10 protein-coding genes and 1 pseudogene are annotated in these 11,070 nt (G+C 71.5%); 10 read left to right on the forward strand and 1 reads right to left on the reverse strand.

What is annotated here, in order from left to right; genetic code table 11:
• Positions 1 to 58: 58 nt before the first annotated feature.
• Positions 59 to 394 (reverse strand): DUF6479 family protein, encoded by a 336-nt coding sequence (locus ACFWFI_RS34860; RefSeq protein ID WP_387398276.1) that lies wholly within the window; start codon positions 392 to 394, stop codon positions 59 to 61.
• An 88-nt stretch (positions 395 to 482) separates the two neighbouring features.
• Between ACFWFI_RS34860 and ACFWFI_RS34865 the strand changes: the two genes are divergently transcribed.
• The 10 genes and pseudogenes from ACFWFI_RS34865 (at position 483) to ACFWFI_RS34910 (ending at position 11,037) form a co-directional block, all read left to right on the forward strand.
• Complete coding sequence (locus ACFWFI_RS34865) at positions 483 to 1,448, forward strand: LLM class F420-dependent oxidoreductase (protein ID WP_387398278.1); 966 nt, start codon at positions 483 to 485, stop codon at positions 1,446 to 1,448.
• A gap of 271 nt (positions 1,449 to 1,719) precedes the next feature.
• Positions 1,720 to 1,947: pseudogene (locus ACFWFI_RS34870) on the forward strand (hypothetical protein); the annotation flags it as partial.
• A 20-nt stretch (positions 1,948 to 1,967) separates the two neighbouring features.
• The gene (locus ACFWFI_RS34875; RefSeq protein ID WP_387398280.1) at positions 1,968 to 2,225 is read left to right on the forward strand and encodes a hypothetical protein; all 258 of its coding nucleotides are present in this window, start codon (positions 1,968 to 1,970) and stop codon (positions 2,223 to 2,225) included.
• Positions 2,226 to 2,237: 12 nt separating this feature from the next.
• Complete coding sequence (locus ACFWFI_RS34880) at positions 2,238 to 2,633, forward strand: hypothetical protein (RefSeq protein WP_387398283.1); 396 nt, start codon at positions 2,238 to 2,240, stop codon at positions 2,631 to 2,633.
• Between the two features lie 34 nt (positions 2,634 to 2,667).
• On the forward strand, positions 2,668 to 3,240 hold the full coding sequence (locus ACFWFI_RS34885) for a 2Fe-2S iron-sulfur cluster-binding protein (protein ID WP_387398286.1): 573 nt from the start codon (positions 2,668 to 2,670) through the stop codon (positions 3,238 to 3,240).
• Positions 3,237 to 4,232 carry an FAD binding domain-containing protein gene (locus tag ACFWFI_RS34890; protein ID WP_387398289.1) on the forward strand — a complete coding sequence of 332 codons (996 nt, stop codon included), beginning with the start codon at positions 3,237 to 3,239 and terminating at the stop codon, positions 4,230 to 4,232. Before ACFWFI_RS34885 ends, ACFWFI_RS34890 begins: the two co-directional genes overlap by 4 nt.
• A 42-nt stretch (positions 4,233 to 4,274) precedes the next feature.
• Entirely contained in the window at positions 4,275 to 6,371 is a 2,097-nt protein-coding gene (locus ACFWFI_RS34895; protein WP_387398291.1) for a xanthine dehydrogenase family protein molybdopterin-binding subunit, read from the forward strand.
• A 154-nt stretch (positions 6,372 to 6,525) separates the two neighbouring features.
• The gene (locus ACFWFI_RS34900) at positions 6,526 to 7,041 is read left to right on the forward strand and encodes an ATP-binding protein (protein ID WP_387398294.1); all 516 of its coding nucleotides are present in this window, start codon (positions 6,526 to 6,528) and stop codon (positions 7,039 to 7,041) included.
• A gap of 149 nt (positions 7,042 to 7,190) precedes the next feature.
• Complete coding sequence (locus tag ACFWFI_RS34905; RefSeq protein ID WP_387398297.1) at positions 7,191 to 8,597, forward strand: NADP-dependent succinic semialdehyde dehydrogenase; 1,407 nt, start codon at positions 7,191 to 7,193, stop codon at positions 8,595 to 8,597.
• Between the two features lie 52 nt (positions 8,598 to 8,649).
• Positions 8,650 to 11,037, forward strand: coding sequence for a phosphoketolase family protein (locus ACFWFI_RS34910; RefSeq protein WP_387398299.1), 2,388 nt, complete (start codon positions 8,650 to 8,652; stop codon positions 11,035 to 11,037).
• Positions 11,038 to 11,070 lie beyond the last annotated feature (33 nt).

The raw sequence follows: 11,070 nt of genomic DNA on the forward strand, positions 1-11,070 counted from the left end.
CTCCACCGCGGGCCCGGACGTCTGCGCCCCGCCGGCCTGTGGCCGGCGCGATGGTGTGTCAGTCACGCCGGTGCTCGTCCTCCGGCGGCGGGATCACCTCGTTACCGCGGTCGCTGAGCTCGTACGGCGAGAGAGCGCGGCCGTTCTCGGGGAAGCGGTCCGAGCTGTGCCGGCCGCTCTCCTGGATCTCCGTCCGGTGCTCCGGACGCGGCGGCTGCTCATCGGGGCGGGGTGGCCGTGATTCCTTGTCGCGGCGCCTCATCCCGAACCAGAAGCCCCCGATCAGGAGAACCACCACGGCGAGTCCGGCGATGCCGACGATCACGCCCACCGCGCCCGGGCCATCGGCGAGGGTGGCGGCGAGCGAGTCGCTTGCTCCGTTCGTTACGTCCATGCATGGCGCATACCCCGGGGAACCGATCACAGACAGCCATTGACATGAATTCATGTTTTATGGCGATGTCACGGTAAATGTGTTTCATATGGTTCAAATCGGCTACACGATGATGACCGAGCAAGCAGGCCCCCGCGCCCTCGTCGAGGACGTGGTCGCGGCGGAAGAGGCCGGCTTCGATTTCTCCGTCACGTCCGATCACTACTTCCCCTGGTTGGCTTCCCAGGGACACGCGCCCTACGCGTGGTCCGTCCTGGGAGCCGCCGCGCAGGCCACGTCCAGGATCCCGCTGATGACGTACGTGACCTGTCCGACCACCCGCTACCACCCAGCCGTGGTCGCGCAGAAGGCGGCGACGCTCCAACTGCTCGCAGAGGGCCGCTTCCGGCTCGGCCTCGGCTCCGGCGAGAACCTCAACGAACACGTCGTCGGGGCCGGTTGGCCCGCGGCCCACGTCCGCCTGGAGATGCTCGAGGAGGCCGTGCACATCATCCGCGCGCTCTTCGACGGGGGCCACGTCAACCACCACGGCACCCACTTCGACGTGGAGAACGCCAAGCTCTGGGACCTGCCCGAGAAGCGGGTCCCCATCGGTATCGCGGTCTCCGGGGAAAGGTCCTGCGAACTCGCCGGCACGCTGGGCGACCTGGTCATCGCGACCGAACCCAAGAGCGAGCTGCTGAGCGCGTTCGACCGGCACGGCGGGACCGGCAAGCCCCGCGTGGGGCAGGTGCCCGTCTGCTACGACACCGACCGGGACGCCGCGATCGCCCGCGCCCACGACCAGTTCCGCTGGTCGCTCGGCGGCTGGAAGGTCAACTCGGAGCTGCCGGGTCCCTCCGCGTTCGACCAGGCGACCCAGTTCGTCCGCGAGGACGACATCGCCGGATCCATTCCGTGCGGCTCGGACGTCGACGCGTTCGTCGAGGCCGTACGCCCCTACAGCGAAGCGGGATTCACCGAGGTCGCCCTCGTCCAGATCGGCGGGGCCCACCAGCGGCCCTTCATCGACTGGGCCCGGAGCACACTCCTGCCGGCGCTGCGCGCCCTGTAGGCGGCGGCGGGACACGGCGCTGGGCGGCCCCACGTTTCCCCCTCGCACAACGGGTACGAGATCTTTCGCCGCCCGCCGGTCCGGACGTTCGCTCGTGTCGCCGACACGGAGCCGTGGGGTGAGCCTGGAGTGAGTCCCCGGACCGCTGGAGGAAACACCATGGGAGCAGGCAGTCCGCTCGGCCGCCGGCCCGTGGTGTCGCGGGAGACGGAAGAGGTCCGGCCCAGGACGGCCACGGCGGACCGCGTGGTGATGTCCGTCTGCCCGTACGGAGCACGAAGGGCTCCGGACAGCACGCGCCCAGGGCATCGCCGGCCTCGGCATCGTGCGGGTGGAGAACCGGTCGCGGGGCTGCTACAGCTCCACCGCGGCCGGCCTCGGCGCCTCGCTCCGCCCCGGCCGAACATGGGTGATGGAGGCGAGGGCGCGTGGTGCCCGGATCATCCATGTGGACCCGTGCTTCACCCGCACGAGCGCACTGTCCGACCTTTTCGTGCCGAATGGCTGGTCGTCCGTGACTTGTCGCTCATCGAGTCCGCCAAGCTGCAGCCCGAGTTCTCGGCGCGCGCGCTCACCGCGGCCGGAGCGGCGGCGGCCCTCCTTCTCGGACACCGCAGCCGCCCCGTCGCCGCAGGCGCGGGCCTGGCGCTGCCGGCGGGTTCGGCCTGCACACGCTTCGGGGCCCTCGCGGCGGGAACCGCCTCCGCCGAGGACCCCGCACACACGGTCGGCCCCCAGCGAGAGGCCGCCGAACAGCGCTCACAGCGCTCCCAGTGAAAGGAACCCGGAGTGAACAGCACGCAGGAACCAGCACAGGAACACCAGGAGAGCGGCGACGTCGTGGTGGCGGTGACCGGCTGCCCGAAGGAGGACGCGCGCACCGTGTTCGACGTCCTGCGCCGCTCGTTCGTCTCCGACCGTCCGGCGAGCGACGCCCCGGAGGACGCTTCGGACACCCGCCCCACCGTGTGGACGGCGACCGTCGACGTCTCCGAGACGAAGGCCGGCGCCGCGCCCGCGCAGCTCTCCGTACCGGTGATGGTCGAGGCACAGGGCGGCTACTGGGCAGTCGACCGCCTCCGCAAGCACCTGGCGGACGCCTTCACCGTGCGCCTCGTCGGAACAGCGGCGGGTGACCAGGAGCAGGAGATCCGCCTGCGGCTGGAGAGCCACCGACCCGCGTGACGACCGCACCACCGAACCCGGAAGGTACGCGTACATGGATGCAACCCCGGGGACCGTCGACGCGGAGGCGGCGCAGACGCCGAGTCCCGACGACCGTTCCACCTTCACGCTGTACGTCAACGGCACAGCCCGGACCCTGACGCTCGATCACCGCACCACGGTGCTGGACGCGCTGAGGGAGCACCTCGGGCTCACCGGCGCAAAGAAGGGCTGCGACCACGGCCAGTGCGGAGCCTGCACCGTGCTCGTCGAGGGCCGGCGTGCCAACAGCTGTCTGCTGCTGGCCGTCGCCCAGGAGGACGCCCACATCACCACCGTCGAAGGACTGGCCGACGGGGACCGGCTGCATCCGCTGCAGTCGGCCTTCCTGGAGAGGGACGCGCTCCAGTGCGGCTACTGCACGCCGGGGCAGATCTGCTCCGCGGTCGGCATGCTCGGCGAGGCCGAGGACGGCTTCCCCTCGCACGTCACCCCTCCGACGGCGCTCGCCGCCGGAGGGCCGGCCCCGCTCGGCGCGGACGAGATCCGCGAGCGGATGAGCGGCAACCTCTGCCGGTGCGGCGCCTACCCGCACATCGTCGACGCGATCGAGGACGTGGCAACGTGAAACCCTTCGCCTATCTGCGTCCCTCCTCCGTGGCCGAGGCCGTCCGTGCCGGCGCCGGGCATCCCGGCGCACGATTCCTAGGCGGCGGCACCAACCTCGTCGACCTGATGAAACTCGGGGTGGAGTCGCCCGGCCTCCTCGTCGACGTCAGCCGGCTGCCGCTGGACCGGATCACACGGAGCGACGACGGCGGCCTCCGGATCGGGGCGACCGTACGCAACAGCGACCTCGCCGCCCATCCCGACGTACGGAGCGGCTACCCCGCCTTGTCGCAGGCTCTGCTGGCCGGTGCGTCCGGGCAGCTCCGCAACACCGCCACCACCGGCGGCAACCTGCTCCAGCGCACCCGGTGCCCGTACTTCCAGGACGTCTCCAAGCCCTGCAACAAACGGATCCCCGGCTCGGGCTGCCCTGCCAGGGAAGGGGCGCACCGCGATCTCGCGGTGCTGGGCCACTCGCAGGACTGCGTCGCCACCAACCCCTCGGACATGGCTGTCGCCCTCGCGGCACTCGACGCCACCGTGCGGCTGCACGGACCCGAGGGGGAGCGGACCGTGCCCGTGACCGACTTCCACCGGCTGCCCGGCGACAACCCCGACCAGGACACGGTGATCCGCCCGGGCGAGCTGATCACCGAAGTGGTGCTGCCGCCGCCTTCAGCCGGTGCCGTCTCCCTGTACCGCAAGGCCCGGGACCGTGCCTCGTACGCCTTCGCCCTGGCCTCCGTCGCAGTCGTGCTGAGCGTGCGCGACGGCCGCGTCGAGCGCGCTTCGCTCGCCTTCGGCGGGCTCGCGCACCGGCCGTGGCGAGCCCGGGTGGCCGAGGACCTGCTGCGCGGGGCCCACACGACCGAGGACGCCTTCGCGCGCGCGGTGGACGGCGAGCTCGGAGCGGCCAGGCCCCTGCGCGACAACGGTTTCAAAGTGGACCTGGCCCGCCGGCTGGCGGTCGGCGCCCTGGTCGAACTCACCACCCAGGCCGCACCCGCCTGATCCGCCGGCCCCGCACACCCCGACGAACCGAGGACTTCCGTCATGAGCGACTCCCCCCAGGCGCTGGGCGCGCCCGTAGTCCGACGCGACGGCCGGGACAAGGTCACCGGCACCGCCCGCTACGCCGCCGAGCACACCGTGCCGGGCTGTCTGTACGGCTGGATCGTGCCCGCGACCGTCCCCACCGGTCGCGTCACCGCGATCCGTACCGCGGACGCGCTCGCGGTGCCCGGGGTGCACACCGTCCTGACCCATGACAACGCGCCGAGGCTCCAGGAGCCCGACGACCCGATCCTCGCCGTGCTCCAGGACGGCCGGGTGCCGCACCGGGGCTGGCCCGTCGCCCTCGTGCTGGCCGAGAGCCTGGAATCCGCCCGGGCCGGGGCCGAGGCCGTGTACGTCGAGTACGCGACCACCGGCCACGATGTCGTCCTCACCGGGGACCACCCGGGTCTCTACACCCCCGAGGAGGCGAACGGCGGCCACCCGGGGTTGCGTGAACGCGGCGACGCGATGAAGGCGTTCGACGCCGCGCCCGTGCGGATCGATGCCACCTACACGCTGCGGGGGCTGCACAACCACCCCATGGAACCGCACGCCTCCACCGCCCGGTGGGCCGACGGACATCTGACCGTCCACGACTCCAGCCAGGGATCGACCGCCGTGCGCAACAGCCTCGCCACGGCCTTCGGGCTCGACCGGAGCCAGATCACCGTCATCTCCGAACACGTCGGTGGCGGCTTCGGCTCCAAGGGCACCCCACGCCCTCAGTCCGTCCTCGCCGCGATGGCCGCACGGCACACCGGCCTCACGGTCCAGCTCGCCCTGCCCCGGCGGTACATGGCGGCGATCGTCGGCCACCGCGCACCCACCCTGCAGCGGGTGCGCCTGGGAGCGGACCGCGACGGCGTCCTGACCAGCGTCTCCCATGTGATCGTCACGCAGACCTCGCGGATCAAGGAATTCGTCGAGCAGGCCGCCGTTCCCGCCCGCGTCATGTACGCCTCGCCGCACAGCCGCACGGAACACCGGGTGGCGGCACTCGACGTGCCCAGCCCGTCCTGGATGCGTGCACCGGGGGAGGCCTCGGGCATGTACGCGCTGGAGTCGGCCATGGACGAACTGGCCTGCGTCCTCGGGATCGATCCGGTCGAGCTGAGGCTGCGCAACGAACCGTCGGCCGAACCCGACAGCGGACGCCCCTTCAGCAGCCGCAATCTCGCGGCCTGTCTGAGCGAGGGTGCCCGGCGCTTCGGATGGAACGGCCGGGACCCGCAGCCCGCCACCCGCGAGGAGGGGCCCTGGCTGCTCGGCACCGGCGTCGCCTCGGCGACGTACCCCGTCCTGGTCTCGAAGGCGGCTGCGTCCGCGCACGCCGCTCCGGACGGCTCCTACCGCATCGGGGTCAACGCCACCGACATCGGGACCGGTGCCCGTACGGTCCTGGCGCAGATCGCCGCCTCGGTCCTGGACACGGCCCCCGAGAACGTACGGACCGACATCGGCAGCAGCGACCTGCCCGCCGCGCCCGTCGCGGGCGGCTCCTCGGGCACCGCCTCCTGGGGCTCCGCGGTGCACAAGGCGGCCTCCGCCCTGGTGCGCCGGCTCGCCGAGCACACCGGGCCGCTCCCGCCGGAGGGCATCACCGTCACCGCCGACACCGGTGAGGAGACGGCGCAGGAGTCCCCGTACGCACGGCACGCCTTCGGCGCCCACTTCGCCGAGGTGGCGGTCGACTCCCTCACCGGTGAGGTGCGGGTGCGCAGGCTCCTCGGTGTGTACGCCGCCGGACGCATCCTCAACTCCCGTACGGCCCGTTCCCAGTTCATCGGCGGCATGGTCATGGGTCTCGGCATGGCCCTCACCGAGGGCAGCACCATGGACCCTGTCTTCGGCGACTTCACCGAGAACGATCTGGCCTCCTACCACGTGCCGTCCTGCGCGGACGTCCCCGACATCCAGGCGCACTGGATCGACGAGGACGACCCGCACCTCAACCCGATGGGCAGCAAGGGCATCGGCGAGATCGGCATCGTCGGCACCGCGGCCGCGATCGGGAACGCCGTGCGGCACGCCACCGGCGCCAGGCTGCGCGAACTCCCCCTCACCCCGGACAAACTGCTGCCCTACCTGCCGTGACACCGGGCACCCGGGCCCCTCGGTTGCGCAACCGGCCCCCTGGGGTCACCCTGATGAGTGACCCAGAAGTGATTACTGCTCACGCTTCGTGTTCGGGGGGTCGTCGGTTCAAACGGGGTGAAGCACGTGAGCCTCGCGGTGAGGAGCCTCAACGATGACCGTTCCACTCGACCGGCAGTATCTGGTCGAACTGCAGGTGTCGGCAGAGCGCATTTCCCAGCTGCGGCGCATAGTCGCCGCACACCTTCGTCACTGGAATCTCGAACTGCACGTCCGGCCGGTGTGCCGGGCCGCGGAGGAGCTCCTGACGAACGTCCAGCGACACGTCGGCGACGGCAACCCGTGCGTCCTCGAGCTCCGCTGGACCGGCCGGCACCTGACGGTGTCCGTGGCCGACAACGATTCCCGGATGCCCCGGCTGCTGGACGGCGGTGGCGGCGGCCTCAGCCGGGTCATGGCCCTGAGCGACAGCTGGGGCACCTGCCGGACCGCCGACGGAAAGGTCGTGTGGTTCACGCGCTACGCGGAGACCCCGTGCACCACCGGGCTGCTTCCGCGTACGCCCCTTCCCGGCGGCCGTACGTTCCTCGGCGGCCCGGTCGCCGAAAGCGGTCCGGTCGTGGAGACCGGTCCGGTCGTCGAGAGCGGTCCGGTCGCCGAACTCGTGTGACGAACGGCCCGGTGCCGGCCCGGCCGGCGCGGACGGTGTGCCTGAGGCGCGCATGATCCGTGCCGGCCGGGTACGCGTGCGTGAGGGGTCGCGTTGCGCGCTGCGGCGTGGCGCGCAACGGTCGAAGAACAACGCAAGGAGGCATTGCCATGCCCATCGCGACGGTCAATCCCGCGAACGGCGAGACGCTCAGGACATTCGACGCACTGGACGCTCAGGAGACCGAGCGCAGGCTCGCCGCCGCACACCGTGCGTTCCGCAGCTACCGCACCACGGACTTCGCCCAGCGCGCCCGCCTGCTGAACCGGGCCGCGGACCTCCTCGACGAGGATCAGCAGGACATCGCCCGCACCATGACGACCGAGATGGGCAAGCCGGTCAAGGCCGCCCGTGCGGAGGCCGCCAAGTGCGCCAAGGCGATGCGCTGGTACGCGGCCAACGCCGAACGCCTGCTCGCCGACGAGCACCCCGACGACACCGACGTCAAGGACTCCGGTGCCTCCCGCGCACGGGTCCACTACCGGCCGCTGGGCGTCGTGCTCGCCGTGATGCCCTGGAACTTCCCGCTCTGGCAGGTCATGCGCTTCGCCGCGCCCGCGCTCATGGCGGGCAACACCGGTCTGCTCAAGCACGCCTCGAACGTTCCGCAGACCGCGCTGTACATCGAGGACCTGTTCACCAGGGCCGGATTCCCCGCCGGCTGTTTCCAGACCCTCCTCATCGGCTCGGGCGCGGTCGAGGCGGTCCTTCGCGACCCGCGGGTCGCCGCGGCGACGCTCACCGGCAGCGAACCGGCCGGCCGCGCGGTCGCCTCCGTCGCGGGCGACGAGGTGAAGAAGACCGTGCTGGAGCTCGGCGGCAGCGACCCCTTCGTCGTCCTGCCGTCGGCGGACGTCGAGAAGGCCGCCGACACGGCGGTGACCGCCCGCGTCCAGAACAACGGCCAGTCCTGCATCGCCGCCAAACGCTTCATCGTCCATGCGGACGTCTACGACGCGTTCGCCGAGCGGTTCACCGCGGGGATGCGCGCCCTGGCCGTCGGAGACCCGCTGGAGGAGTCCACCGACGTGGGGCCGCTCTCCAGCGAGCAGGGCCGCACCGACCTGGAGGAACTCGTCGGGGACGCACTCGGCAAGGGCGCGACCGCGCTGTGCGGGGGCGGGCGGCCCGACGGCCTGGACCGCGGCTGGTTCTACGAGCCCACCGTGCTCACCGGGATCACCCCGGGCATGCGCATCCACCGCGAGGAGACGTTCGGCCCGGTGGCGACGCTCTACCGGGTGGCGGACCTGGACGAGGCCGTCGAGCTCGCCAACGACACCCCCTTCGGGCTCAGTTCCAACGTCTGGACGCGAGACCAGGGGGAGATGGACCGTTGCGTGCGCGACCTGGAGGCCGGCGGGGTCTTCTTCAACGGCATGACGGCCTCCCACCCCGCGCTGCCGTTCGGCGGGGTGAAGCGCTCCGGCTACGGGCGCGAGCTGGCAGGACACGGCATCCGCGAGTTCTGCAACGCCACCACCGTCTGGTACGGACCCGGCTCGGACACCCCCTAGCGGTCGACCGCCGGCCCGGACACCCCCTCGCCATGCCTCAGGGAGACGCCCCATGACCGACGCCCGAACGCCGTCCGGGGCATCCGCCCTGTCCGACACCGAGATCGCGGCACTCGACGCGCACTGGCGTGCCGCCAACTACCTGGCGGTCGGCCAGATCTATCTGATGGCCAACCCCCTCCTGGAGGAGCCGCTGGTCCCCGAGCACATCAAACCGCGGCTGCTCGGCCACTGGGGCACCTCACCCGGGCTGAATCTGGTGCACACCCATCTCAACCGGATCGTCAGGACACGGAACCGGCAGGCGCTCTGCGTCTGGGGGCCCGGCCACGGCGGCCCCGCCGTCCTCGCCAACTCCTGGCTGGAGGGCAGCTACGCGGAGACGTATCCCGATGTCAGCCGAGACCGCGCCGGAATGGGAGCGCTGTTCAAGCAGTTCTCGTTCCCCGGCGGTGTCCCCAGCCATGTGGCCCCTGAGACCCCGGGCTCCATCCACGAGGGCGGCGAGCTGGGATACGCGCTCACCCACGCCTACGGCGCGGCCTTCGACCACCCGGAGCTCCTGGTCGCCTGCGTCGTCGGGGACGGAGAGGCGGAGACGGGGCCGCTGGCCGCGTCCTGGCACTCCAACAAATTCCTCGACCCCGTGCACGACGGCGCGGTCCTGCCGATCCTCCATCTCAACGGATACAAGATCGCGAACCCGACGGTGCTCGCCCGGCTGCCCGAGGACGAACTCGACTCACTCCTGCGCGGATACGGCCACGATCCCGTGTACGTCGAGGGGGACGAGCCCGCCGTGGTCCACCGCGCACTGGCCGCCGCCATGGACCTCGCCGTGGACCGTATCGGGGAGTACCAGCGCGCGGCCCGCACCGACGGCGTGTCCGCACGCCCCCGCTGGCCGATGATCGTGCTGCGCACCCCCAAGGGCTGGACCGGGCCCGAAGAGGTGGACGGACTTCCCGTCGAGAACACCTGGCGGGCCCACCAGGTCCCGCTGCCCGGGGTCCGGGACAACCCCGACCACCTGCGCATGCTCGAGGAGTGGATGCGCTCCTACCGGCCCGAGGAACTCTTCGACTCCGAGGGCCGGCCCACAGCCCAGGTCCTGGAGTGCGTCCCCGAGGGCACCGCCCGGCTCGGCTCGACGCCGTACGCCAACGGCGGGCTGCTCCTGCGGGATCTTCCGCTCCCTCCCCTCGAGGACCACGCGGTGCGGGTCGACAAGCCGGGGACCGTCCTGCACGAGCCCACCCGGGTCCTGGGCGGACTCCTCGAGGACGTCATGGCGGCCACCGCCGGCCGCAGGGACTTCCGTGTGGTGGGCCCCGACGAGACCGAGTCCAACCGCCTTGGCGCGCTCTACGGGGCCACCGGCAAGGCCTGGCAGGCAGAGATCCTCCCGACCGACGAGCATCTGGCCCGCGACGGCCGGGTGATGGAAGTGCTCTCGGAACACCTCTGCCAGGGCTGGCTGGAGGGCTACCTCCTCACCGGACGGCACGGCCTGTTCTCCTCGTACGAGGCCTTCGCCCATATCGTCGACTCGATGGTCAACCAGCACATCAAGTGGCTGCGCACCTCGCGCCGGCTGCACTGGCGCGCGCCCGTCGCCTCGCTGAACTACCTCCTCACGTCGCACGTCTGGCGTCAGGACCACAACGGCTTCTCGCACCAGGACCCCGGCTTCGTCGACCACATCCTCAACAAGAGTCCCGAGGTCGTCCGGGTCTATCTGCCGCCGGACGCCAACACACTGCTGTCGACCGCCGACCATGTGCTGCGCAGCCGCGACTACGTCAACGTGATCGTCGCCGGCAAGCAGCCCGGCTTCGACTGGCTCACCATGGACGAGGCCCGCGCGCACTGCGCCCGAGGGGCCGGGGTGTGGGAATGGGCGGGTACCGAGGACGGCAGCCGTGAGCCCGACGTCGTGCTGGCCTGCGCCGGCGACGTGCCCACCCTGGAGACGATGGCCGCGGCCGGGCTGTTGCGGCATCACCTTCCGGAACTCGCGGTGCGCGTGGTCAACGTGGTCGACATGACCCGGCTGCTGCCGCACGACGAGCACCCGCACGGGATGCCCGACGCGGAGTACGACGCCCTCTTCACCCGGGACAAGCCGGTGATCTTCGCCTACCACGGCTATCCCTGGCTGGTGCACCGCCTGGCCTACCGCCGTGCGGGACACGCCCATCTGCATGTCCGGGGCTACAAGGAGGAGGGGACCACCACCACGCCGTTCGACATGGTGGTCCGCAACGACCTGGACCGCTACCGGCTGGTCATGGACGTGGTCGACCGGGTACCCGGTCTGGGGGTCCGCGCAGTCGCCGTCCGGCAGGCGATGGCGGACGCCCGCACCCGCCACCACGACTGGATCCGGGAACACGGCACGGACCTGCCCGAGGTGGCCGACTGGACCTGGGAGGGCTGAACGCGGAGCGACGCACTCCGGCCGGCCTGCTTC

The organism is Streptomyces sp. NPDC060209, assembly GCF_042728155.1.
GTDB lineage: Bacteria > Actinomycetota > Actinomycetes > Streptomycetales > Streptomycetaceae > Streptomyces.